General features: G+C 73.9%; 18 protein-coding genes and 2 riboswitches. Of the genes, 9 read left to right on the plus strand and 9 right to left on the minus strand.

Annotated elements, in window-relative coordinates; all coding sequences use genetic code 11:
* Positions 1-15: 15 nt before the first annotated feature.
* Positions 16-573, minus strand: coding sequence for an MOSC domain-containing protein (locus NP064_RS00295; protein ID WP_227568512.1), 558 nt, complete (start codon positions 571-573; stop codon positions 16-18).
* A 54-nt stretch (positions 574-627) separates the two neighbouring features.
* On the minus strand, positions 628-1,596 hold the full coding sequence (locus NP064_RS00300) for a hypothetical protein (RefSeq protein ID WP_227568511.1): 969 nt from the start codon (positions 1,594-1,596) through the stop codon (positions 628-630).
* 128 nt (positions 1,597-1,724) lie between these two features.
* Positions 1,725-1,822: riboswitch (glycine riboswitch) on the plus strand.
* 343 nt (positions 1,823-2,165) lie between these two features.
* On the opposite strand from NP064_RS00300, the gene gcvP reads away from it, so the two are divergent.
* The 4 genes from gcvP (at position 2,166) to NP064_RS00320 (ending at position 7,169) form a co-directional block, all read left to right on the plus strand.
* Positions 2,166-5,075, plus strand: a complete 2,910-nt coding sequence (gene gcvP, locus NP064_RS00305; RefSeq protein ID WP_227568666.1) for an aminomethyl-transferring glycine dehydrogenase — start codon at positions 2,166-2,168, stop codon at positions 5,073-5,075.
* Positions 5,075-6,217, plus strand: coding sequence for a glycine cleavage system aminomethyltransferase GcvT (gene gcvT, locus NP064_RS00310; RefSeq protein WP_227568510.1), 1,143 nt, complete (start codon positions 5,075-5,077; stop codon positions 6,215-6,217). Before gcvP ends, gcvT begins: the two co-directional genes overlap by 1 nt.
* 99 nt (positions 6,218-6,316) lie before the next feature.
* Positions 6,317-6,688, plus strand: a complete 372-nt coding sequence (gene gcvH / locus NP064_RS00315; RefSeq protein ID WP_227568509.1) for a glycine cleavage system protein GcvH — start codon at positions 6,317-6,319, stop codon at positions 6,686-6,688.
* Positions 6,689-6,935: 247 nt separating this feature from the next.
* Complete coding sequence (locus NP064_RS00320) at positions 6,936-7,169, plus strand: helix-turn-helix domain-containing protein (RefSeq protein ID WP_227568508.1); 234 nt, start codon at positions 6,936-6,938, stop codon at positions 7,167-7,169.
* On the opposite strand, the gene NP064_RS00325 is transcribed toward NP064_RS00320, so the two are convergent.
* On the minus strand, positions 7,085-8,089 hold the full coding sequence (locus NP064_RS00325) for a LysR family transcriptional regulator (RefSeq protein WP_227568507.1): 1,005 nt from the start codon (positions 8,087-8,089) through the stop codon (positions 7,085-7,087). The two genes, NP064_RS00320 and NP064_RS00325, sit on opposite strands and share 85 nt — an antisense overlap.
* Before the next feature lie 58 nt (positions 8,090-8,147).
* On the opposite strand from NP064_RS00325, the gene NP064_RS00330 reads away from it, so the two are divergent.
* From NP064_RS00330 to NP064_RS00340, 3 genes are all read left to right on the plus strand, one after another.
* Complete coding sequence (locus NP064_RS00330; protein ID WP_227568665.1) at positions 8,148-9,209, plus strand: YeiH family protein; 1,062 nt, start codon at positions 8,148-8,150, stop codon at positions 9,207-9,209.
* Positions 9,210-9,281: 72 nt separating this feature from the next.
* The gene (locus tag NP064_RS00335; RefSeq protein ID WP_227568506.1) at positions 9,282-9,704 is read left to right on the plus strand and encodes a (deoxy)nucleoside triphosphate pyrophosphohydrolase; all 423 of its coding nucleotides are present in this window, start codon (positions 9,282-9,284) and stop codon (positions 9,702-9,704) included.
* 191 nt (positions 9,705-9,895) lie between these two features.
* Positions 9,896-10,498, plus strand: coding sequence for an Hsp20/alpha crystallin family protein (locus NP064_RS00340; protein WP_308015920.1), 603 nt, complete (start codon positions 9,896-9,898; stop codon positions 10,496-10,498).
* Between the two features lie 79 nt (positions 10,499-10,577).
* Here the strand turns inward: NP064_RS00340 and metE are convergent, their stop codons facing one another.
* The 5 genes from metE to hrpA form a co-directional block, all read right to left on the minus strand.
* Positions 10,578-12,929: a 5-methyltetrahydropteroyltriglutamate--homocysteine S-methyltransferase gene (metE, locus tag NP064_RS00345; RefSeq protein WP_227568488.1), complete on the minus strand. Its 2,352-nt coding sequence runs from the start codon at positions 12,927-12,929 to the stop codon at positions 10,578-10,580.
* Positions 12,926-13,981: a methylenetetrahydrofolate reductase gene (locus NP064_RS00350; RefSeq protein ID WP_227568487.1), complete on the minus strand. Its 1,056-nt coding sequence runs from the start codon at positions 13,979-13,981 to the stop codon at positions 12,926-12,928. Before NP064_RS00350 ends, metE begins: the two co-directional genes overlap by 4 nt.
* Positions 13,982-14,048: 67 nt before the next feature.
* A riboswitch (SAM riboswitch) is annotated at positions 14,049-14,146 on the minus strand.
* A gap of 107 nt (positions 14,147-14,253) precedes the next feature.
* The gene (locus NP064_RS00355; protein ID WP_227568486.1) at positions 14,254-14,880 is read right to left on the minus strand and encodes a DNA-3-methyladenine glycosylase I; all 627 of its coding nucleotides are present in this window, start codon (positions 14,878-14,880) and stop codon (positions 14,254-14,256) included.
* Positions 14,881-14,921: 41 nt separating this feature from the next.
* Positions 14,922-15,134, minus strand: coding sequence for a hypothetical protein (locus tag NP064_RS00360; protein WP_227568485.1), 213 nt, complete (start codon positions 15,132-15,134; stop codon positions 14,922-14,924).
* A gap of 111 nt (positions 15,135-15,245) precedes the next feature.
* The gene (gene hrpA, locus NP064_RS00365; protein ID WP_372456343.1) at positions 15,246-19,769 is read right to left on the minus strand and encodes an ATP-dependent RNA helicase HrpA; all 4,524 of its coding nucleotides are present in this window, start codon (positions 19,767-19,769) and stop codon (positions 15,246-15,248) included.
* A 197-nt stretch (positions 19,770-19,966) separates the two neighbouring features.
* Here hrpA and NP064_RS00370 point away from each other — a divergent pair, with 197 nt between their 5' ends.
* A complete protein-coding gene (locus tag NP064_RS00370) occupies positions 19,967-20,938 on the plus strand; it encodes a manganese catalase family protein (protein ID WP_227568483.1) in 972 nt (323 codons plus the stop codon).
* 473 nt (positions 20,939-21,411) lie between these two features.
* Here the strand turns inward: NP064_RS00370 and NP064_RS00375 are convergent, their stop codons facing one another.
* Positions 21,412-22,257, minus strand: a complete 846-nt coding sequence (locus NP064_RS00375) for an alpha/beta fold hydrolase (protein ID WP_227568482.1) — start codon at positions 22,255-22,257, stop codon at positions 21,412-21,414.
* A gap of 160 nt (positions 22,258-22,417) precedes the next feature.
* Here NP064_RS00375 and NP064_RS00380 point away from each other — a divergent pair, with 160 nt between their 5' ends.
* A complete protein-coding gene (locus NP064_RS00380; RefSeq protein WP_227568481.1) occupies positions 22,418-23,011 on the plus strand; it encodes a hypothetical protein in 594 nt (197 codons plus the stop codon).
* The last annotated feature ends 12 nt before the right edge of the window (positions 23,012-23,023 follow it).

Below are 23,023 nucleotides of genomic sequence, written 5' to 3' on the forward strand. Positions count from 1 at the left end.
CCGTCGGGCGTGCCGTCAGACCGGGGCCAGCGCCTCACGGTCCCCGGCGGGGAGCTCGACACCGATGGTGTCTCCGGCGCGCACGATGCCGCTGACCAGCACGATGCTCATCACCCCGGCCTTGCGGACGATCGTGCCGTCGGGCTCGCGCCTGACGAGCTGCCGCATGAGCCCGGCCTGGAAGCCGTCGATCTGCTTGCACGGGTTGCGGAGCCCGGTGAGCTCGACGACCGCCCGCTCGCCGAGGTGCAGTCGCGTGCCGCGGGGCAGGGCCAGCAGGTCGACGCCGCGGGTGGTGACGTTCTCGCCCAGCTCGCCGGGGTTCACCGTGAACCCCGCGGCGGCGACCTCGTCGAACAGCTCGGCGTGGATGAGGTGCACCTGGCGGAGGTTCGGGACCAGCTCGCGCTTGCGCCGCGAGAGGTGCTGGACGTCCGCGCCGGAGTGCGCGTCGCCTTCGACCCCGACACCCGCGGCGAGGCGGATCTCCGGCTCGTTGGCCTTGCTGAAGGCGTGGTGGGCGCTGCGGCTCACGGCGACGACGAGCCCGGGGGAGTCGAGGGGAGCGGCCATACGGCGACGCTAACGCCGGGTCGTCGTCGTGGCTATGCCCTGTTCAGTGCGCGGTCAGGCGGGGCCCGGCGCCGCGGAGGCGTCCTGCTCCCGCCGGAAGGCTGCGCGCCACACCCGCCCGACGGCAGGCGGGGCGAGGACGGCTAGCGGCCCGATGGCGAGCGCCATCGCGCGGGCCAGAGGGTCCTCGATCCCGGCGGACAGCGCCTGGCCTGCGGGCAGCCCTGTCAGCACCCCGCTCGCCAGGACGCCGTCCAGGACCACGAGCAGCACCCCCACCGCCGCCCAGCGGCGCAGCCGTGGCCCGGGCAGCGCGGCGGCGACCAGGGCGGTCGAGAGGATGACGATCGCCGTGCTCGTGTGCTGGGCCAGCGACTCGCCCCAGGGCTGGGTGGTCGCCCCCACGGCCCATGACCAGGCCATCGAGCCGCCGAGGACGAGCACCGTCGCCAACCCGGCGCGGAGCAGCACTGCACGGGGACAGGCGCGGGCGGTGGCCGCGTCCGGGGTGTGGCCAGGGCCAGCAGCCGCAGCGGCGGCGGCGGGCGCCGACGTCGCGATCCCGATCAGCAGCGGGGCCGCCCACCACGGCAGGGGGCCGCCCGACGGGTCGTCGGCGCCCGGGAGGACGACCGCGCCCAGGAGCGGCCAGCCGGCGACCAGCGGCACGATGTTGAGCAGCACGGGCGCCAGGAGCCCCCACAGCCGGTGCCCCGCGGCGACGAGCGCGACGCCCAGCAGGGCGACGGCGGCCACGGTCAGGCCGTCGGACACGCCGATCACGGTCGAGGCCCAGACGCCGGGCGGCCGCGGGGCGAGCGACGCGTCGAGCAGCGGCAGGCCGAGCTCGGCGCCCCGCGCCCGCATCGTGGAGAACACCTCGGCGTCCGCGTGGTGCTCCCGCCACAGGAAGGAGTGCCACCGGGTGGCCGACAGCACGGAGGTCCCCACGGCCAGCACGGCAGTCCAGGCGAACGCCGCCACCAGGGACGCACTGCTCGTGCCTGGCGCTGGTGCGGACATGCGGGGACATCGGCGGTTGGACAGCCCGACTTGAGAGGTATGGGCGTCCTCTGCCGAGATGAGATGGGTGCGTGACCGGCGCCACATGCCCGTAGGCTGACGCCAGAGACACAACTGAACACGCTGCTCGAACCGTGGCGGGAGAGTCCTCCCGCGCCAGCGTCGAGGCGCCGAAGGAGCAAGCCCTCCCCGGGAAACTCTCAGGCCCCCGTACCGCCGCGGCGAGGCAACTCTGGAAAGCAGCCGCCCACGTGGGCGGCTCACCGACGGTGCAAGTCGGCGCGCCCCGGGGTCGGGCCACTGCGGTGGCGGCGACCCGCTGGCGGACCGGCAAAACTCTCAGGTCGGCGGCCCCACTCTCGGGTGGCGCCCGCCGGATGACAGAGCGGGGAGGCCAACCGCCCGTCCCGGCGTCGCCGGGCGCCACCGGAGGAGCCACCGTGACCGATCTCCACGACGCAGCGACCGCGCAGGCCCCGCAGGCCGACGCGCAGGCCGCTCAGACGTCCCTCACGCGCGATGACCTCGCGCACCGCACCGACGCCGCCCGGGACTTCGCGGACCGGCATGTGGGGCCGCGCGCGTCGGCCCTCGCGACGATGCTCGCCACGCTGGGCTATGACTCGCTCGACGCGCTGATCGATGCCGCGGTGCCGCAGTCCATCCGCACGGAGCGCCCGCTGGACCTGCCCGCTGCCCGCGGCGAGGAGGAGGTGCTGGCCGACCTGCGCGCGATCGCGGCGAAGAACACCGTGCTCACGCAGATGATCGGGCAGGGCTACTCGGACACGGTCACGCCCGCGGTGATCCGCCGGAACGTGCTCGAGTCGCCGGCCTGGTACACCGCGTACACGCCGTACCAGCCGGAGATCTCGCAGGGCCGGCTCGAGGCGCTGCTGAACTTCCAGACGGTGGTCGCGGACCTGACGGCCCTGCCGACAGCCAACGCGTCGCTCCTCGACGAGGCGACCGCGGTGGCGGAGGCCGTCGCGCTGATGCGCCGGGGGGTGCGCGGCAAGGAGGACGGAGTCGTGGTGCTCGACGCCGAGTGCCTGCCGCAGTCCATCGCGGTGACCCGTGGGCGGGCGGAGGCGATGGGCGCGCGCGTCGTGGTGGCGGACCTCAGCGGCGGGCTGCCGGACCTGGGCGGCGCCGAGCTGGTCGGCGTGGTGCTGCAGGCGCCGGGCGCCTCGGGCGTGGTGCGGGACCTGGCGCCGCTGATCGCCCAGGCCAAGGAGGCCGGCGCGCTGGTGACGGTCGCGGCGGACCTGCTGTCCCTCACGCTGCTGACCCCGCCGGGGGAGCTGGGGGCGGACATCGCCGTCGGGTCCTCGCAGCGGTTCGGGGTGCCGCTGTTCTACGGCGGGCCGCACGCCGCGTACATGGCGGTGCGACCTGGCCTCGAGCGGATGCTGCCCGGCCGCCTGGTGGGCGTGTCGGTGGACGCGGACGGCGCCCCGGCGTACCGGCTCGCGCTGCAGACCCGTGAGCAGCACATCCGCCGCGAGAAGGCCACGAGCAACATCTGCACGGCGCAGGCGCTGCTGGCGATCGTCGCCTCGATGTACGCGGTCTACCACGGGCCCGACGGGCTGCGGGAGATCGCCGAGCGGGTGCACGCCCGGGCTGTCCAGCTCGCCGCCGGGCTACGGGCGCTCGATGTCGCGGTCGAGCACGAGTCGTTCTTCGACACCGTGCGGGCCGTCGTCCCGGGCGCCGCGCGCGCGATCGTCGGCGCCGCGGCGGAGCGGGGCGTGAACCTCTGGGCGCCCGACGCGGACCACGTGCAGGTGGCGTGCGACGAGACCACCACGCCGGACGACCTCACGCGGGTGCTCGCCGCCTTTGCGGAGGTGCTTAACGCGGCCGCCGCCACGTCGGACGTCGCGGCGGCGGCCTCGGAGAGCGGGGGGATCCCCGACACCCTGCGCCGCACCAGCGACTACCTGACGCACCCGGTGTTTCACGTGAATCGCTCGGAGACGGCGATGCTGCGCTACCTGCGCCGGCTCTCCGACAAGGACCTCGCGCTCGACCGCACGATGATCCCGCTCGGCTCGTGCACCATGAAGCTCAACGCGACGGTCGAGATGGAGCCGATCTCCTGGCCGGAGTTCGCGGGCCTGCACCCGTTCGTGCCGCGCGAGCAGGCCGCCGGGTACACCGAGCTCATCGCCACCCTGCAGGGCTGGCTCGCGGAGGTCACCGGGTACGCGGGCGTCTCGGTGCAGCCGAACGCCGGGTCGCAGGGCGAGCTCGCGGGCCTGCTGGCCATCCGCGACTTCCACGCGAGCCGGCGCGCGGACGGTGACCCGGTGCGTGACGTCTGCCTGATCCCCGCCTCGGCGCACGGCACCAACGCGGCCTCGGCTGCGCTCGCGGGCATGCGGGTCGTGGTCGTGGCCACCGCCGAGGACGGCTCGGTCAACCTGGACGACCTGCGCGCCAAGCTCGCGACGCACGGGCCGCAGGTCGCCGCGATCATGATCACCTACCCCTCGACGCACGGCGTCTACGAGGAGGACGTGCGGACGGTGTGCGACCTGGTGCACCAGGCTGGCGGCCAGGTGTACATCGACGGCGCCAACCTCAACGCGCTGGTGGGGCTCGCCCGGCCGGGGGAGTTCGGGGGCGACGTGTCGCACCTCAACCTGCACAAGACGTTTTGCATCCCGCACGGCGGCGGCGGCCCCGGCGTCGGCCCGATCGGCGTTGGCGAGCACCTGCTGCCCTTCCTGCCGGGCGACCCCACCGACCCGCGGCTGAGCGTGGTCGACGGCCCCACGGGCGCCGAGCACGTGACCGCGCCGGTCTCGGCGGCGCCGTTCGGATCGGCGGGCATCCTGCCGATCTCCTGGGCCTACGTCGCGCTGATGGGCGGCGAAGGGCTGCGCCGGGCCACCGAGACCGCGGTGCTCAGCGCCAACTACCTCGCCGCGCGCCTGAACGAGCACTTCCCGGTGCTGTACACCGGCCCCGCGGGGCTCGTCGCGCACGAGTGCATCCTCGATCTGCGCGAGCTCACCAAGCGGACCGGCGTCACCGCCGAGGACGTGGCCAAGCGGCTCCAGGACTACGGGTTCCACGCCCCGACGCTGTCCTTCCCCGTGGCGGGCACCCTCATGGTCGAGCCCACGGAGAGCGAGGACCTGGCCGAGCTGGACCGGTTCGTCGACGCGATGATCGCGATCCGCCGCGAGATCGACGAGGTCGCCGCCGGGACATGGCCGGTGGCCGACTCGCCGCTGCGCCGCGCCCCGCACACCGCCGCGTCGGTCACCGCCGACACGTGGGACCTGCCGTACGGCCGAGAGCTCGCGGCGTACCCGCTCCCCGCGGTGCGCGCCGACAAGTACTGGCCGCCCGTGCGCCGCATCGACAACGCGCACGGCGACCGCAACCTCGTCTGCTCGTGCCCGCCGCCCGAGGCGTTCGACGAGTCGCTCACCGACCTGACCTCCACGGAAGGCGCCCACTGATGGCCGACGACGTCCTGTCCCCCCTGCACGACGAGCACGTCGCCCTCGGCGCCGCCCTCACCTCGTTCGCGGGGTGGCAGATGCCCCTGCGCTACACCTCCGACCTGGCCGAGCACCAGGCGGTTCGCGCCGCCGCCGGGCTGTTCGACCTGTCCCACATGGGCGAGCTCGCGGTGACCGGGTCACAGGCCGCGGCCGCGCTCGACTACGCGCTGGTGGGCGACCTGACGGCGCTCGCGGTGGGCCGCGCCAGGTACACGATGCTCACGGCCGACGACGGCAGCGTGCTCGACGACCTGGTCGTGTACCGGCTGGCGCCGGAGGAGTTCCTGGTGGTCGCGAACGCCTCGAACGTCGCCGTGGTGCGCGACGCCCTGGTCGAGCGGTTCGGCGGGTTCGAGGCTCGGCTCGAGGACCGCTCGCTCGCGACGGCGCTCGTGGCGGTGCAAGGGCCGGTGGCGGAGAAGATCGTCAGCGGGCTCACCGCGCCGCAGGACGCGGACGCGGTGACCGGCCTCAAGTACTACGCCTCGGTCGAGGCCACCGTGGCCGGCCTGCCCGCGCTCGTGGCGCGCACCGGGTACACCGGGGAGGACGGCTTCGAGCTGTTCGTGCCGGCGGCTGACGCGCCGACGCTGTGGCGCGCGCTGCTCGACGCGGGCGCCCCGCACGGGCTCGTCCCCGCGGGCCTCTCAGCGCGTGACAGCCTCCGCCTCGAGGCGGGGATGCCGCTGTACGGCAACGAGCTGGACCGGACCACCACCCCGTACGAGGCCGGGCTCGGCCGCGTGGTGCGGCTCGACAAGGCCTCGCCCGACGGGACGCCGCTGCCGTTCGTCGGCCGTGCGGCGCTGGCCGCCCGCAAGGCATCCCCGCCCGCGCGCGTCTTGGTGGGGCTCGTGTCCGAAGGGCGCCGTGCCGCGCGTCACGGCTACGACGTGCTCGCGGGTCCCGATCCGGACAGCCCGGTGGTGGGAACGGTGACCTCCGGCGCCCCCTCGCCGACGCTGGGCCACGCCATCGCGATGGCCTACGTGACACCTGAGCTCAGCGCCGAGGGCACGGCGCTGGCCGTCGACGTGCGCGGCCGCCGCGAGCCGGTGCGCGTGGTCGCCCTTCCCTTCTACCGGCGCGCACGGTAGACCGAGCCTGACCGACACCCCGCATCCGACACCCCGCATCCGGCCCCACCGCACCGCCCGCCCGGGCGTCGTGCGATCCGAACGACCCAGGAGAGACCCATGTCGAGCATCCCCGAGAACCTCATGTACACCGCCGAGCACGAGTGGGTGCTGCAGGGCGAGCCCTCCACGGTCGGTGTCACCGCCACGGCGGCGGACGCGCTGGGCGACGTGGTGTACCTGGAGCTGCCCGCCGTGGGCGACGTGCTCACCGCCGGCAGCGTCGTCGGGGAGATCGAGTCGACGAAGTCCGTGTCCGAGCTGTACTCGCCGGTGTCGGGAACGGTCGTCGCGGTCAACGACGGCGCCGTCGCCGACCCGTCGGTGGTGAACTCCGACCCCTACGGCGAGGGCTGGCTGCTCAAGGTCGAGGTCACCGGTTCTGGGCCGCTGCTGACCGCGGCCGAGTACCAGGCGTTCACCCAGGCCTGACGGGCTCTGGCCGTTAGGCCGTAAGGGTGACCACGTTCGGATGAAAAGGACTGGCCGCGCGTTCCTGTGATAAGCGCCTGACCTGCGCTTTTGCTCGGATTGGAGGAAATCGGCGCACCGCTCGCGGCGGCGCGGGTGATTGATGGGTGATTTCTGCGTCATATCGGCGCCGGCTGCCGATCTCATCAGTGACAGCCGCACCACCCCATCCGCGGGGCCGGGCGTCGCAGTACACCAGGAGGACACCATGAGCACGATCGAGATCTCCCGTCCCGGAGCGCAGCTCGCGGAGCCGCTGACTCGCCGTGAGCGGGTCGTGCTGGGCGAGCTGGCGGAGGACGTCACGCTCGAGGAGATCGCGACGCGCCTCTTCGTGACCCGCAACACCGTGAAGTCTCAGGTGCGCTCGGTGTACCGCAAGATCGGCGTCTCGACACGTGCCGAGGCGGTCGCCTGGGCTGAGGCCGCGGGCCTGCGCTGACGCTGCTCCCTGGTCGCCGCGACGACCGTGGCGGCGAACTCGCGAGCCACGGCGGCGGGCTCCCGTCCTCGCGACCAGACCATGCGCAGCTCGCGGTGCAGGTCGACGCCCGCGACTCGCACCGTGCGGAGCGTGCCGCGCGTGAGCTCGTCCTGCACGGTCAGCGCCGACAGCACCGCAGCGGTCTGCCCGCCGTGCACCACGTTCTTCACCGCTGCCGTCGAGCCGAGCTGCGCGGGCGCGCTCGCGAGCGGCGCCCCGGCGGCCCGCAAGGCGAGTTCGAGCGTCGCCCGCGTCCCTGAGCCCTCCTCCCGCAGCGCGAGCGGCCCGGCGGCGAGCTCGGCCGCGGTGACGGGCCGCCGTGACTTCGCCCACGGGTGGCCGGGCGCCACGACCGTGAGCAGCTCGTCATGGCCGATGGTGCGCGCATGCAGGCCCGGGTCGACGTCGGGGCCCTCGATGAACCCCAGGTCGGCCCGCCCGTGGAGCACCGCCTGCATGACGTCGCGCGAGTTCGCCACCTGGAGGTCCACCACGGCGGCCCCCGCGGGCCGGGCGGAAAGCCAGCCGGGCACCAGGTACTCCGCGATGGTGAGGCTGGCGGCGACCGACAGCCTGCCTCCGCGCTCGGCGCGCATCGCGGCGACCTCGTGCTCGAAGGCGTCCGAGGCGGCGAGCACGTCGCGGGCGCGTCCGACCAGGGCGCGGCCCGCCTCGGTGAGCACGGTGCCGCCGTGCGAGCGCACCACCAGGCCGAGCCCGGTCTGCCGCTCGAGGCGGCGCAGGCCGGCGCTCACCGACGGCTGGGCCAGGGCGAGCGCGCGCGCCGCAGCGGAGATGGACCCCTGCTCGTCCACCGCCACGAGCAGCTCGAGCGGGCCGAGGGGGGTCCGTGGGCTGCCGATCAGGTCCGGGGCCATAGCCTCAGGCTAGATCGTGCGAGGCAAGGCAGCCTTCTGGGACACGCGCCGGCACGGCATGGTGGGGGCCGTGATCCACGAGAGCGTCCGCCCAGACAGGACGCCCCCCGCGCCCTTGATCCCTGCCGCTCCGCCGACGGGGGCCGGGCGCGCGGCCGTGCTGCCCGGAGTCTTGGCCGCAGGAGGTGTGGCTGCCGTCTGCGTGGCCGTCAGCGCCGCCCTGCCGACCTTCCCGGTGCTGCTCGCGGCCATCGGCGCCGGCCTCGCCGCACGGGTGCTCCGCCTGGTGCGGCCCGCGCTGGAGCCTGGCCTGGCCTGGACCTCTCGGCATGTGCTGCGCGCGGGCGTCGTCCTGCTGGGGCTGCAGGTCTCCGCGGCCGAGGTGCTGTCGCTCGGTGCGGCCGAGCTCGCGGTGCTGGGCGTGACCGTGGCCGTCACGTTCTGCGCGACCCGGTGGCTGGGTCCGCGCCTGGGGGTGGGCCGAGGGCTCAGCCTGCTTGTCGCCACCGGGTCCTCCATCTGCGGCGCTGCTGCGGTGGCCGCGATGAGCCCGGTGGCCGACGCGGACGAGGACGACGTCGCGACCGCGGTGGCCACCGTGACCCTCTACGGCAGTATCGCGATCCTCGTCGTGCCCCTGCTCGCCTCGGCCGCCGGCCTGGACGACCGCACGGCCGGCTTGTGGGCGGGCATGTCCGTGCACGAGGTCGCCCAGGTCGTCGCGGCCGCCGGCGCCGTCTCCGCAACGGCCCTCGCCGTGTCGGTCGTCGCCAAGCTGGCCCGGGTGGTGCTGCTGGCGCCCCTCGTCGCCGTGGTGGGCCTGCGGCGGCGACGCAGCCGCGGAGCCCAGCCGGGGGCGCGGCCGCCGATGGTCCCCCTGTTCGTGGTCGGTTTCCTGGTGGCGGTCGCCGTGCGATCCAGCGGCCTGGCGCCTGGCGCGGTGACCTCGACGGCTCGCGTCGCCACCACCCTCGCGCTGGGCGCCGCGATGGTGGCGCTCGGCAGCCAGGTCCACGTCGGACGGCTGGTGCGCAGCGGCGGGCGGGCGTTGCGCCTCGGCGCCGCGGCCACGGCAATCGCCATGTCCGTGAGCCTGGGTGGGCTGCTGCTCACCGCCTGAGGCCCCGAGGAGCACAGTCCCGACGAGGTTCTCAGTGCGCGGACACGCAGGAGCGGCTGGCAGAATTCCCGCATGCAGCCACCCGTGCTCGTCGTCGCCGCCGCCATTGTGGACGACCTCGCCTCGCCGCGCAGCCTCCTCGCCGCGCGTCGCTCGGCGCCGACGAGCCTCGCTGGCCGCTGGGAGTTCCCCGGCGGCAAGGTGGAGCCCGGGGAGGCGCCCGAGGACGGCCTGCACCGCGAGCTGCGCGAGGAGCTCGGGATCCGCGTGACGCTCGGGTCCGAGGTGCCAGGGCCGGACGACGGGCTGTGGACCCTGTCGCCCACCTATGTGATGCGGCTGTGGCTGGCCGAGGTGGCGCACGGCGCCCCCGAGCCGTTGGTCGAGCACGACGAGCTGCGATGGCTGGCCACGGGCCAGTGGCTCTCCGTCCCGTGGCTGGACGCCGACGTCCACATCGTGCGGTCCCTGATGTCCGTGGTCAGCAGCGTCTGAGCCCTCGCCGCCCTCGCGCGGCGGCCCTCACGGCGCGTTACTCCCTGCGCGAACCCCGCCCTCTCCCGTGGCGCGCCGCGGCGGTCGGGGTCACTGTCGAAGTGTGCCTCCGCCGCTCCACCCCGGTGGGCGCGGCGGCGGGCGCCAGGCTCCGGGGGGTCCAGAGCCTTGTGACAAGGGGGTGTTCGGCTGTGGTGACTGCATACGACCCGTTCCAGGAAATGGACAGGCTCGTCGGCCAGATGTTCGGCAGCGCCCGGGCAGCGGCGACGATGCCGATGGATCTCTACCGATCCGGCGACCACTACGTGCTGCTCGTCGACCTGCCGGGCGCCGACCCGGGCACCATCGACGTCAGCGTGGAGGACCGGACCCTGACCATCCACGCGCAGCGGACGCCTCGCACGGAGACGGACGTGCAGTGGCTCGCTCGTGAGCGTCCGAGTGGCACCTATGCGCGGCAGCTGACGGTCAGCCGAGGCCTGGACCTGCAGGACATCACCGCGACGTACGCCGATGGCGTGCTCGCCCTCACCATCCCGGTCGCGGAGTCGTCCAAGCCGCGGCGGGTCGAGGTGCAGCGTGGTGTCCGGGAGGCCCACCCGACGATCGAGACGTCGAGCAGCGGAAGCAGCAGCGGCGGCAGCTCGCTCGGCTCTGACGAGCCGGAGCCCGTCGCGGGCGTGTCGACCTCGACGGGGAGCCACTACCCCTCGTCCACCGAGTCGTACCCGTCCAGCAGTGAGGCGCCCGGCTCCGGCGGTGTGCAGGGATCGGGCCCGTCCACCGAGTGACCGATCGACGTGTGGGCCCTGGCCGTCGGCCAGGGCCCACACGTCTGCCACCACTCAGCGGCGGCTGCGGTCCTCCGTGTCAGAGCGTCGCGCGCACCGCACGGGTCGCGGCGAGGATGCTCTCGAGCGAGGGCGTGACCTCCTCGTACCGGCGGGTCTTGAGTCCGCAGTCCGGGTTGACCCAGAGCTGGTCGACGGCGATCGACTTCACCGCGGACTCGAGCAGCTCGGTGACCTCGGCCTCGCTGGGCACCCGCGGGGAGTGGATGTCGTAGACGCCGGGGCCCACCGCGCGGGGGTAGCCGGCATCGGCGATGTCGCCCAGGATCTCCATCTTGGAGCGCGCGGCCTCGATGGACGTCACATCGGCGTCCAGGCCGTCGATCGCGCCGATGACCTCGCCGAACTCGGAGTAGCACAGGTGGGTGTGGATCTGCGTGTCCGCCCGCACCCCGGAGGTCGCCAGCCGGAACGAGCGCACCGACCAGTCGAGGTACGCCGCGTGGTCGGCCGCGCGCAACGGCAGCAGCTCGCGCAGCGCCGGCTCGTCGACCTGCACGATGGCGATGCCCGCCGCCTCCAGGTCCGTGATCTCGTCCCGGAGCGCGAGCGCGACCTGGTTGGCCGTGTCGCCCAGCGGCTGGTCGTCGCGCACGAACGACCACGCCAGGATCGTCACCGGTCCGGTCAGCATGCCCTTGACGGGCTTGGAGGTCAGCGACTGCGTGTACTGCGTCCAGCCCACCGTGATGGGCGCCGGGCGCGACACGTCGCCCCACAGGATCGACGGGCGCGTGCAGCGCGAGCCGTAGGACTGCACCCACCCGTTCTGCGTCACGGCGAACCCGTCGAGGTTCTCCGCGAAGTACTGCACCATGTCGTTGCGCTCCGGCTCGCCGTGCACCAGCACGTCCAGCCCGATCGACTCCTGCAGCTCGACGACGCGGCGGATCTCCGCGCGCATCTCGTCCTCGTACTGCGCGGTGCTGAGGTCCCCGCGGTCGTGGGCGGCGCGGGCCTTGCGGATGTCGGGGGTCTGCGGGAACGAGCCGATGGTCGTGGTCGGCAGCGGCGGCAGCTGCAGGCGCTGCGCCTGGGCGGCCTTGCGGTCGGCGAAGTCGCCGCGCTGGAACGCGTCCTCGCCCAGGGCCGCCAGCCGCTCGCGGACCTCGGGCCGGACGACGCCGGGGGCGTTGCGCCGGGTGGCGAGCGCGGCGTCGGCGGCCAGGATCTGCTCCTTGACGGCGAGCCCGCCCTCGGCCAGCCCGGTGGCGAGCGCGGCGACCTCGGCGACCTTCTGGTCGGCGAAAGCCAGCCACGAGCGCAGCGTGGGGTCGAGCGCAGGCTCGTCCTCGACGTCGTGCGGCACGTGGAACAGCGACGTGGACGTGCCGGCGGCGACGGTCGCCTCGGCGCCCGCGATACCGCGCAGGGACTCGAGGCGGTCGAGGGCGCGGCCCAGGTCGGCCCGCCAGACGTTGTGGCCGTCGATCACGCCGCCGACCACGACCTTGCCGGCCAGGCCGGGCACGGGCTCAGCGGGCAGGGCGCCCCGCACCAGGTCGAGCGCGATGCCCTCGATGTCCGTGGCGGCCAGCAGTGGCAGGGCCTCCCCGAGGTCACCGTAGGGCGCGGCGACGAGGATCGCGGGGCGCTCGTCGGCCGGGATCTGGGTGGCGAGCGCGCGGTAGGCCTCCGCGACGGCGGCGTGCAGTTGCTCGGGAGTGGCGTCGACGGAGTCGGAGACCAGGGCGGGCTCGTCGAGCTGCACCCAGGTGGCTCCCGCGGCGCGCAGGTCGCGCAGCAGCTCCGCGTACACGGGCAGCACGTCCGCGAGCCGGTCGATCGGGGAGAAGCCCTCCGGAGCGCCCTCGGTCGGCTTGGCCAGGGCCAGGTACGTCACCGGGCCGACGATCACGGGCCGGGTCAGCACGCCGTCGGCCAGGCCCTCGGCGAACTCGCGCACCGGGCGGTCGCTCGCGTAGCGGAACTCGGTCTCGGGGCCGATCTCCGGCACCAGGTAGTGGTAGTTCGTGTCGAACCACTTGGTCATCTCGAGCGGCAGGTCCTCGCCGCGGCCGCGGGCGACCGTGGAGTACCCGGCCAGGTCCAGGCGTCCGTCGTCGCCCACCAGGTCGGCGAACCGCGCGGGCACGGCGCCCAGCAGCGCCGTCGCGTCGAGCACCTGGTCGTAGAACGAGAAGGCGGACGGGATGGCGGGCAGGTCGGTGCGCAGCCCCAGCTCGGCGAGGCGGGTGCGGGTGCGACGGCGCAGGTCGGCCGCGACGGCCTCGACCTCGGCGGCGTCGGTGCGCCCGGCCCAGAAGGCCTCGATGGCCTTCTTGAGCTCGCGGCGCGGCCCGATGCGGGGGTAGCCGAGGACGGTGCCGGCCGGGAACTCCGGCGTGGCGGTCGTGTCGTTCGTGGTCATGCTGAGCCCCTCGAGGTCTGGTGATCGGCCTGGGTGGTGGTGGCCTGCGGCCCGTCGGCAGCAGGCCGGGCGCCGGGGCCGGTGGCCCCTCCGCCGAGATGTGCGCCCTCGAGCAGGTCGAGCGCGGCATGGTGGGTGTTGAAGGTGTAGATGTGGACGCCGGGCGCCCCGCCGTCCAGGACGGCGTTGACCAGGTCGACGCCCGCCCGGATGCCGATCCGGTGGCGTGCCACCTCGTCGTCCACCGACTCGAGGCGGGCCAGGAGGTCGCGGGGGACCTGCACGCCGGTGAGCGCCTCGAGCCGGAGCAGCCGGCCCGGGTCCGTGGTGGGGATGATGCCCGGGATGATCGGGATGGTGACCCCCGCCCGCCGGGCCTCCGCGACCATGCCGAGGTACGACGCCGGGTCGTAGAACACCTGCGAGATGGCGAAGTCGGCCCCCGCGCACTGCTTGTCGAGCAGCGCGGCGATGTCCTGCTCCCGGGTGCTGCCGACGGGCGCGTTGCCGCGGGGGAAGGCCGCGACGGCCACCGACAAGGGGCGGACCGTGGCCCGCACCGCCTGCGCCGGGCTCTGGGCCCGCCGCCGGGCCTCGATCTGCCGGAGCAGGGCGACAAGCTCCGCGGCAGTGCGCAGGCCGTCCGGGTGCGGGCTCCAGTCCGACTGGTGGGGCGGCGGGTCCCCGCGCAGGGCGAGGAACGAGCGGACGCCCTCGTCGAGGAACTCCTCGACGACCTCGATGACCTCCGCGCGGGAGGTCCCCACGCAGGTCAGGTGCGCGATCGGGTTGAGCGCCGTCTCCCGCAGCAGGCGGCGCACCAGGCGGCGGGTGGTGTCCCGGGTCTTGCCCTCGACGCCGTAGGTCACCGAGACGAAGTCGGGGCGCGCCGAGCTCAGCGCCTGGATCGTCTCCCACAGTCGCGGCGCCGCGTCCGGGTTGCGCGGCGGGTAGAGCTCGAACGACACCGTCGGGCGGTCCACCACCGCGAGGTGGTCACGAGTGGCGGCCTCGACCGGGTCGTCGGGCCACGCCTCGGGCGCCGCGCTCACCGCGCGCCTCGGTGGCTCGGGCGCGGCACAGCCACGGGACGACAACGATCCATGCAGGTCATGGTCAGCTCCATCGACCCTGGCGGAAGCACCCACACCCGCGATGAACGAGGGGGGTTGCTGCGGCGTCGTCGAGCCAGGTCTCTCGGCCGCTCTGGATGGTGACGCAATGATAGGGCGATATCGCCATGTGGGCAACGCTTCTCACGGGCCGAGATATTGCGGATCCCAGCACGACCGCTTCGGAACGGTCCTCCCGCTACCTCCTGATTTTATCGCGTCGGAGCGGTCGGACCGGGCGCCCTCGACGCCACGACGACCGGGCATCCCGCGAGGTGGTCGTCCACCAGGCCGCACGCCTGCATCGCGGCGTACGCGGTGGTCGGGCCTATGAACCGGAAGCCCAGCGACTTGAGCTCGCGGGCCAGGGCGCGCGACTCCGCGGTCACGGGCGGCACGTCCTCCCAGGCCTGCGGGCGCACGTGCGCGGAGCGGTCCGGGGCGTGGGACCAGAAGACCTCGTCGAGCGAGCGGCCGGACTCCGCCAGCGCCAGCACCGCGCGGGCGTTGGCGATCGTCGCCTCGATCTTGGCCCGGTTGCGGATGATCCCCGCGTCCGCCAGCAGCCGGGCGACGTCCGCCTCGCCGTAGCGGGCGACGACACCCGCGTCGAAGTCGGCGAAGGCCTCCCGGAACGCCGGCCGCTTGCGCAGCACGGTGATCCACGCCAAGCCCGACTGGAAGCTCTCGAGCGCGACCCGCTCGAACAGGGCGCGGTCGCCGTGCACCGGACGGCCCCATTCCGTGTCGTGGTACTCCTCGTACAGCGGGTTGCCGTCGCCGAAGCAGCGCCGCGCGGCGAGGGGCGTCCCAGACGGCGGCGCGGTGTCGGAGGGCATGGCGCCATTCTGCGGCGCCCCACTGACGAGCCGACCGGCGCTCAGGAGGTGCGGCGGCGTCCCATCTTGGGCGCGGCGGCGGAGGTGCGCTGCCGGGGCACCTCGAACCACGCATGCGGAGACCCGGCCGGCACCTTGGCTAGGCCGTCGTGCACGGCGATGAGGATCTCCTCGGTCGGCGGAGCAGGGCTCGACCCGGAGACGCCGTCAAGTGCCTCTCGGTCCGCGTCGTCGCGGTTCGGCCGGGTCGTCATGCGGGCACTGTAGTGCGGAGGAAGAAGGTGTGGGAGCGTCGCCACGCAACCTCACCCGGAGGGCCGCCAAGTTTCGCCCGGTGGGCTCTGCCGGCTCCCAGCACGCGGCCGTCAGGCCTCGGCGAGGGCCTTGCGGATGCGCTTCTCGCTGACCGGCCCGTCCGTGCCGAGTTGCTGCGCGAACAGGGAGACCCGGAGCTCCTCGATCATCCACCGCACCGCCTCGAGCGCCGCCCGCCGGTCAGGGTCGACGGCCTGCGCGTGGGCGGCCGTGGCCTCGGCCCGCGAGACGGCGGCCGCGTGCTCACGGGTCAGCTCGGCGACGGTCCACGCCAGGGAGGCGTCGCGATCGGGATTGCCGGCCGCCTTGGCCAACCGGTGCCGGGCCGCGCGCAGGTACCGGGCCAGGTGTGGGAGCCGCGCGGCGCCCACCTCGGCGACGAACCCGACGTGCACCAGGCGGGCCGCCTGCTCGCGGACGTCCTGCAACGTGGCCAGCAGGGCCAGGCTGCTCGAGCCGCGCACCTCAGCGTCGAGCTCCCGCGCCGCGCCGAGCACCGCCACCAGGTCGGTGACGATGCGGTGCACCGTGTCCTCGATCTGCTCCCGCACGGCAGCCCGCAGAGTGGCGTAGGCGTCGGCCGTGCGGACCTCGGTGGCCGGCCGCCCGGCCAGGTGCTCGGCCAGCAGGTGGTCCACCGCGGCGAGCTGCACGTCGGCCACCAGCGCGTCGGTGCTCGGGTACGGGCTCGCGGCCAGGGTGAGCGCCTGCTGCCCCGACCAGCGGGTGGTCACGCGGGGCGTCGCCAGGGCCGTCTCGCGCAGCAGCAGCCGGCGCAGGCCGCGGCGGTGCTCGACGACCTGGGTCGCCGGATCTGCCATCACTCGCAGCGCGACGGTCCCGTCCGGCTCCTCGACCAGCGCCGGGTAGCCGCGCACCCGCAGGCCGCCAGGGCCAGACGTCTCGACGGTCAGAGGCAGGGCGCCGTCGGGCAGCGTGTCCGGCCAGGTGGTCAGGCCGGTGCGCTCGGGGATGCCGGGGGACGGTGGGGCGGCCGAGGGCGCCGAGCCCGGGGCAGGCGTCACGGCGCGTGAGGCGTCGGGGCTCGCGGAGGCGGGATCGGCGGCGGCAGGGCTCTTCGCGCCGCGGCCGCGCCCGACCTCGCGCATGGCGTCCCGCACGGCGGTGCGGACGGCGGTGCTCACCGCGTCCTGCGTGCGGTGCGCCAGCCGGCGCTGGAGCCCGATGAGGTCCTTGCCCTCCTCGACCACCTGCCCGGCGGTCTCGACGCGGAACGTCATGCGCAGGTGGGCCGGCAGCCGCTCGTCGTCGAACGCGTCCTCGGGCACCTCGACGTCGCGCATCGTGCGGACCGCCTGAGCGAACGCCTGGTGGAAGGACGGCGCGAGCTCGCCCGCGCGCACCGTGTCCTCCCAGCTCGCCAGGTGCTCGTCGAACCACGCGACGACGCCGCGGGCCACGTCCGGCGCGGGGACCAGCTGCACGCGCACCGGCTTGGGCAGCGCCCGGATGGTGGCCGTGACCAGCTCCTCGCGCAGCCCGGGGACCATCCAGCCGAAACCGTCCGGCCGCACGCGGGCCAGCAGCACGAGCGGGATGTGGACGGTGACGCCGTCCGCGTCCGTGCCCGGCTCGAACTGGTAGGTCAGCGGCAGCTCCAGGTCGCCCTGCGGCCACGTCGTGGGGAAGTCGGACTCGTCGACCGCGGCGCCGTCGTCCGCGACGAGCAGCTCGCGGGTGAAGCTCAGCAGCTCCGGGTCCGCGCGCCGCGCCGTCTTCCACCAGGTGTCGAAATGCCGGGCGGAGACCACGTCGGCGGGGATCCGCTCGTCGTAGAAGGCGAACAGGACCTCGTCGTCCACGACCAGGTCACGGCGGCGGGCACGGGCCTCGAGGCTCTCGGCCTCCCGGAGCAGGCGGCGGTTCTCGTGGAAGAACTCGTGGTGCGTGGTCCACTCGCCCTCGACCAGGGCGTGCCGGATGAACAGCTCGCGGGCGTGCTCCGGGTCGTGCTTGGCGTAGAGCACCCGACGCTGGGCGACGATCGGCACGCCGTAGAGCAGCACGCGCTCCATCGCCATCGCGGCGCCCTGCTTGGTGGACCACGACGGCTCGGAGTAGGTGCGCTTCACCAGGTGCTGGGCGAGCTCCTCGGCCCACTCGGGCTGGATGCGCGCCGCGTCACGGGCCCACAGCCGCGACGTCTCGACGAGCTCGCCGGCCATGATCCACGCCGGCGGCCGCTTGGCCAGGGCTGATCCAGGGAAGATGGCGAACCGCGCGCCACGGGCGCCGACGTACTCGTTGCGGCCCCGGCGGTCCGGTCGGCCTGGCGGTCGCTTGCCGCGTTGCGCGGCGGGCGGGGTGACCTCGGTGGCCTCCTGCATGCCGATCTGGCTGAGCAGGCCCGCGAGCAGGCTCAGGTGGATGCGGTCCGCGTCCCAGTCGAGCCGCAGCGTTCCGGGGCCGTCGGCGGTGTCGGAGTCGAGGACTGTCTGGGCTGCGCCGGGGGCGGTGCGCCGGCGGGGACCGGCGGGGGCGGCGGCCTTGCCCGACGGCGCCGCGTCGGGGGCCTTCCGCTGCGGCGGCGGGTTCACCACGATGCCCAGCGGCTTCGCCAGCTCGCGCAGCTGCGTCACCACGTCCTGCCATTCGCGGATGCGCAGGTAGTTGAGGTGCTCCGCCTTGCACAGGCGGCGGAACGCCGAGCCGGACAGGTCCCGCTGCTGCTCCTTGAGGTACTGCCACAGGTTCAGGTACGTGAGGAAGTCCGACGTGGGGTCGGCGAACCGCGCGTGCGACTGGTCGGCCTGCGCGCGCTGCTCCATCGGGCGCTCGCGCGGGTCCTGGATGGACAGGGCGGCGGCGATGATCATCACCTCGCGGGCGACCCCGCGGCGGCCCGCCTCGACGATCATCCGGCCCAGGCGCGGGTCCATCGGCAGCTGGGCCAGGTCGCGGCCCACCCGGGTCAGGCCCGTGCCCGCCTCGTCGCCCGAGCCGAGGGCGCCCAGCTCAGTGAGCAGCTGCGTGCCGTCCCGCACCGAGCGGGTGTCCGGCGGGTCCACGAACGGGAACTTCGCGATGTCGTCGGGCGTGGTCGCGACCCCCACCGCGATCATCTGCAGGATCACCGACGCGAGGGACGTGCGCAGGATCTCCGGCTCGGTGAACTCCGGCCGCGAGGCGAAGTCCTGCTCGGAGTAGAGGCGGATCGCGATGCCGTCCGCGACGCGCCCGCACCGGCCCGAGCGCTGGTTCGCGGACGCCTGCGAGATGGGCTCGATGGGCAGCCGCTGCACCTTCGTGGCCTTCGAGTACCGCGAGATGCGCGCCGTGCCCGGGTCGATCACGTACCGGATGCCCGGCACGGTCAGGGACGTCTCGGCGACGTTGGTGGCCAGCACCACGCGGCGGTTGCCGTGCTGCTGGAACACCCGGTGCTGCTCCGCGGCCGACAGCCGCCCGTACAGCGGCAGGATCTCCACGGCGTCCGGCCGGCGCAGGTCCGAGGCCCGCTCGCCGAGGTGGGAGCGCAACGCCTCCTCCGCGTCGCGGATCTCCCGCTCGCCCGAGAAGAACACCAGGATGTCGCCCGGACCCTCGGCCGCGAGCTCGTCGAACGCCTCGCAGATGGCCGTCAGCGGGTCGCGCTCCTCGACCTCGCGCGGCTTCTTCGCGCCGCGCGCCGCGGCCTTGGGCGCGCCCGGACCGCCGGCCTCGGGCTCGGGCTCCGGGTCGGGCGCCAGGGGGCGGTAGCGGACCTCGACCGGGTACGTGCGCCCGGTGACCTCGATGACCGGCGCAGGGACGCCGTCCGGGTGCTCGGCGGTGGGCGGGCCGGAGAAGTGCCGCGCGAACCGCTCGGAGTCGATCGTCGCCGAGGTGATGATCACCTTGAGCTCGGGTCGCTGGGGCAGCAGCCGGGTCAGGTACCCCAGCAGGAAGTCGATGTTGAGCGAGCGCTCGTGGGCCTCGTCGATGATCAGGGTGTCGTAGCCGCGCAGCATGGGGTCCCGCTGGATCTGCGCCAGCAGGATGCCGTCGGTCATGACCTTCACGAGGGTGCGCTCGCTCGACTCGTCCGTGAAGCGCACCTGGTAGCCGACGAGCTCGCCGATGGACGTGCCGAGCTCGTCGGCGATGCGCTCCGCGACCGTGCGCGCGGCGATCCGGCGGGGCTGCGTGTGCCCGATCTGCCCCTCGCGGCCACGGCCCAGGTCGAGCGCGATCTTGGGCAGCTGCGTGGTCTTCCCGGAGCCGGTCTCGCCCGCGACGATCACCACCTGGTGGTCGCGGATCGCCGCGGCGATGTCCTCGCGCCGCGCCGAGACCGGGAGCTGCTCGGGGTACGTGATGGGCGGGACGGCGGTGGCGCGGCGCACGGCGGCACGGCGCTCACGGCGGTGCTGGTCGTCCCCGCGGCCGGTGCGGCCCGGGTCATGGGGCCCGCGCTCGTTCTCCGCTCCACGCCCGGGGGCCCGGTCCGAGCGGCCTTCCGGACCCGCGGCGTCGCGGGCTGGCCGCCGGCGGGGAGGGCGGCGCCGCCGAGCCGGTCGGGAACCGGGATCGGTCCCCTCCGGGGTCGGCTGGTGCTCTCCAGGGCTGCTCACGACCGCCCATTGTCCCTGGTGAACCTGCGAGCCGCCGCCCACAATCTCAGCCCACACGCGTGTCGTCGGGCGCCGGGGGCGAACGCGCAGCCCCTGGGTGTCTCACCCCGCAAGATGCGGGGTCCGCCCTCCAGGGCCACAGTGGTCTTGCGCCCTCTCCTCCAGGGGGCCGACGACTCAGCGCAGAGGAGACGGCCATGTACCTGCACGTGCAGCGCCTCATCAACGAGATCGTTCCGGACGAGCCGGACCCGGCTGCCGCCAACGCGCTGCAAGAGGGGTTGGGCGGCCAATTCGGCGAGATGCGGACGATGATGCAGTACCTGTTCCAGAGCATCAACTTCCGTGGCCCGGCCGGGAAGCCCTACCGGGACCTGCTGCAGGGCATCGGCACGGAGGAGATCAGCCACGTGGAGCTGATCGGGACCACGATCGCCCGTCTCTTGGACGGGTCGCCCCGGTACCAGGGCAGCCCCACCGACCCGCTGGACACGCCGGGGGCTGGGGGCGCCACACCGTTGGCCATCGCGCTGGACCAGAGCAACATCCACCACTACCTGGTCGCGGCCCAGGGCGCCCTGCCGGTGGACGCGGCGGGCAACCCGTGGAGCGGCTCCTACGTCTACAACTCCGGCAACCTGGTGCTCGACCTGCTGTACAACCTGATGCTCGAGTCCACCGGTCGGCTGCAGAAGTGCCGCATCTACGAGATGACCGCGAACAAGACGGCCCGCTCGACCATCGCGTACCTGATCGTCCGTGACCAGGCCCATGAGAACGCGTACGCGCGGGCGTTGGAGACCCTGGGCGTGGACTGGGGCAAGGTCCTGCCGATCCCCAAGACCAACGCCGAGCAGTTCCCGGAGGTCAAGAAGCTGCTCGACCTCGGCCTGCAGAGCAAGCAGTACACGTTCGACCTGGCGGCGCAGTCGGAGGCTGGGAAGATCTACCAGGGGATGTCCCCGTCCCAGGACGGCACCGTGCTCGACGCGAGCGAGCAGGCGCCCGAGGGTGTCCCGTCGACCATCGCGGCAGAGCGCTTCGAGGAGTTCGCGCCTGGGCTCGACCCCGATCTGCTGGCGCTCATCCAGGCGACGGCCGACCTCGAGATGGCCGACGTCCAACCGCTCTACGGCCCGGTCGCCCCTGCGCCTGGAGCGACCACCTGATCGACGAGGGGAGAATCCGGCGGTAGGCGAGTGGCGCCTGGACAACAATGTGCTCCACGCCACATTTCGAGAGGTGGAAAAATAATCGTCTTCCGCGTCGGGCGTCAGTATTGTTCACGGTGTGAACACCATCACCTCGCGAAAGTCGGACGCCACCCCTGTCCGCCGCGCACGCCGCCGTCATCTAGTCCCTTCGAGCCGGGCCCTCACTGCCGCACAGCGTCGTGACATGGCCCATCTGATCAGCCTCTCGGGGATGACGCCGCTGGTGCGCTGACGCGCCGGGCCGCTGCGTGGCCCCACCAGTCGACACCGATGCCCGGCAGTCCTCAGGACTGCCGGGCATTGTGCTGCGCCAGCACTGAAGAATTGCCACAGAATGGACACCCCGGGTCATCGGAGAGAAAAGTCAGGGGATGAATATCATCCCGCTCGTCGGAGAGATTATTCGCCCCATGAAATTCGTCGAGGCGTCAGGCGCGCGCCACGAGCCACGCCATCGCGTCGGCGCACGCGTCGAGCACCGAGATGTGGCCGTCGTCAGGCCTGCGCCACACCTCGGCGCCGGGCAGCGACGCCGCCACGAGCTCGAGGTGCGCGGCGGGGACCACGCGGTCCCGCCCGCCCTGCACCAGTAGCGCGGGAGCCATGACCTGGGCGAGGTCGAATCCCCACGGCCGGGTGAACGCGACGTCGTCGTCCACGAGCCCGCCGGGCCACGCCTCGCCCGCGTGCGCGGCGTCCTCGCCCAGCGACGCCCATGGCCCGGCCAGGGCGGCCCAGTCCGCCTCGGTGAACGACGACGGGTCGAACTCCGCCTCCTCCTCGTGCCTCGCCCTCGCCTCCCGCCCGCCCGCCGCCGCGGCTCGCAGGCCCTCGGGGCTCGCCATGCCCGTGTACCAGTCGTCACGGCCGGTCGGCGGCGCGATCGCGGCGAGGCATGCGACCGCGACGACCCGGCCCGGCAGCAGCGCCGCGCAGGCCAACGCGTGCGGGCCCCCGCCCGAGGCGCCCATCACGGCGAGGGGGCCGAGGCCCAGCGCGTCGGCGAGCTGCGCCACGTCGTCGGCCGCCGCGGCGACGTCCCGGCCCGGAGCAGGGGTGGACCCGCCGTAGCCAGGACGGGCGTAGGAGACGAGCCGGACGTCGAGGGCCTCGGCGGCCGCGACCAAGGGCTCGATCAGGACGCCGCTCTGCGGCGAGCCGTGATGCCACACCACCGCCGTGCGTCCGGTCCGCGCGGGCGAGGCGTCGTAGGCGCGCAGGGTGCGCCCGTCCCGCAGGCGGATGTCGTGCGTGCTCCCGAGGTCGTCGGCCATGTGGACACGCTATGCCCGGAGTGCCCCGACCTGGGGGACCCGGCCCGTACATTGGCCGATCGCACGAGAGGTGCGAATCGGACTGCGCACGGACTGCACACCTGGGCGTCGAGCCGCGTCTTCAGAGGGTCAGCAAGTTCGCGACACACCTGGAGGACCGATGAACGACATCACCACGACCCCGATGTCCACACTCGCGGACGGCGAGGCCCGCCCCCGCCGCCGGTGGATGACCGTCGGCCTGATCGCCGCGGGCCTGTCCCTCGCCGGTGGCGGAGTCGCGATGGCCACCGGGCTCGGCTCGGGCGCCGACGGCGCAACGGCAGGCGGCCAGGAGGTCGCCGCGGCGCAGACGGTCAGCGACGCCGCCGCGGCGGCCGAGCCCATCAGTGCCGACGTCTCCGCGGCCCTCGAGGCCTTCTGGGCCGCGGACTACTCCTTGGCTGACGTGACCAGGCTCGCCGACCTGTGGCAGGTCGAGGACGCGTACGAGGTCAAGGCCCGTGCGGGCCAGCTGATCCTGGACGGCAAGCAGGCGGAGCTGGGCGCCCCGACCCCGGAGGTCGTGGACCCGATCACCGAAGCCGCCACCGCGTTCTGGGACGCCGGCTACACCTACGAGGACGCCCAGCAGCTCGCCGCGCTGTGGAGCTCGGAGGACACCTACGAGGCCAAGATCGCCGCGGGCCAGAAGCTGCTCGCTGGCGAGACCCTGCCGGTGCCGCCGAGTGGGCAGGTCCCCGCGGCGGGCTGACGCCCGACGTGC

The sequence above is a fragment of the Cellulomonas chengniuliangii genome (assembly GCF_024508335.1).
Classification (GTDB): domain Bacteria; phylum Actinomycetota; class Actinomycetes; order Actinomycetales; family Cellulomonadaceae; genus Cellulomonas_A; species Cellulomonas_A chengniuliangii.

What these genes read in the sequence shown, in the direction of transcription:
- NP064_RS00295 (WP_227568512.1), bottom strand. Translation starts at nt 573, where the DNA reads ATGGCCGCTCCCCTCGACTCCCCCGGGCTCGTCGTCGCCGTGAGCCGC.
- gcvT (WP_227568510.1), top strand. Translation starts at nt 5,075, where the DNA reads ATGGCCGACGACGTCCTGTCCCCCCTGCACGACGAGCACGTCGCCCTC.
- NP064_RS00370 (WP_227568483.1), top strand. Translation starts at nt 19,967, where the DNA reads ATGTACCTGCACGTGCAGCGCCTCATCAACGAGATCGTTCCGGACGAG.
- NP064_RS00360 (WP_227568485.1), bottom strand. Translation starts at nt 15,134, where the DNA reads ATGACGACCCGGCCGAACCGCGACGACGCGGACCGAGAGGCACTTGAC.
- gcvH (WP_227568509.1), top strand. Translation starts at nt 6,317, where the DNA reads ATGTCGAGCATCCCCGAGAACCTCATGTACACCGCCGAGCACGAGTGG.
- NP064_RS00380 (WP_227568481.1), top strand. Translation starts at nt 22,418, where the DNA reads ATGAACGACATCACCACGACCCCGATGTCCACACTCGCGGACGGCGAG.
- NP064_RS00355 (WP_227568486.1), bottom strand. Translation starts at nt 14,880, where the DNA reads ATGCCCTCCGACACCGCGCCGCCGTCTGGGACGCCCCTCGCCGCGCGG.
- NP064_RS00375 (WP_227568482.1), bottom strand. Translation starts at nt 22,257, where the DNA reads ATGGCCGACGACCTCGGGAGCACGCACGACATCCGCCTGCGGGACGGG.
- NP064_RS00300 (WP_227568511.1), bottom strand. Translation starts at nt 1,596, where the DNA reads ATGTCCGCACCAGCGCCAGGCACGAGCAGTGCGTCCCTGGTGGCGGCG.
- NP064_RS00320 (WP_227568508.1), top strand. Translation starts at nt 6,936, where the DNA reads ATGAGCACGATCGAGATCTCCCGTCCCGGAGCGCAGCTCGCGGAGCCG.
- NP064_RS00330 (WP_227568665.1), top strand. Translation starts at nt 8,148, where the DNA reads ATGGTGGGGGCCGTGATCCACGAGAGCGTCCGCCCAGACAGGACGCCC.
- NP064_RS00325 (WP_227568507.1), bottom strand. Translation starts at nt 8,089, where the DNA reads ATGGCCCCGGACCTGATCGGCAGCCCACGGACCCCCCTCGGCCCGCTC.
- metE (WP_227568488.1), bottom strand. Translation starts at nt 12,929, where the DNA reads ATGACCACGAACGACACGACCGCCACGCCGGAGTTCCCGGCCGGCACC.
- NP064_RS00335 (WP_227568506.1), top strand. Translation starts at nt 9,282, where the DNA reads ATGCAGCCACCCGTGCTCGTCGTCGCCGCCGCCATTGTGGACGACCTC.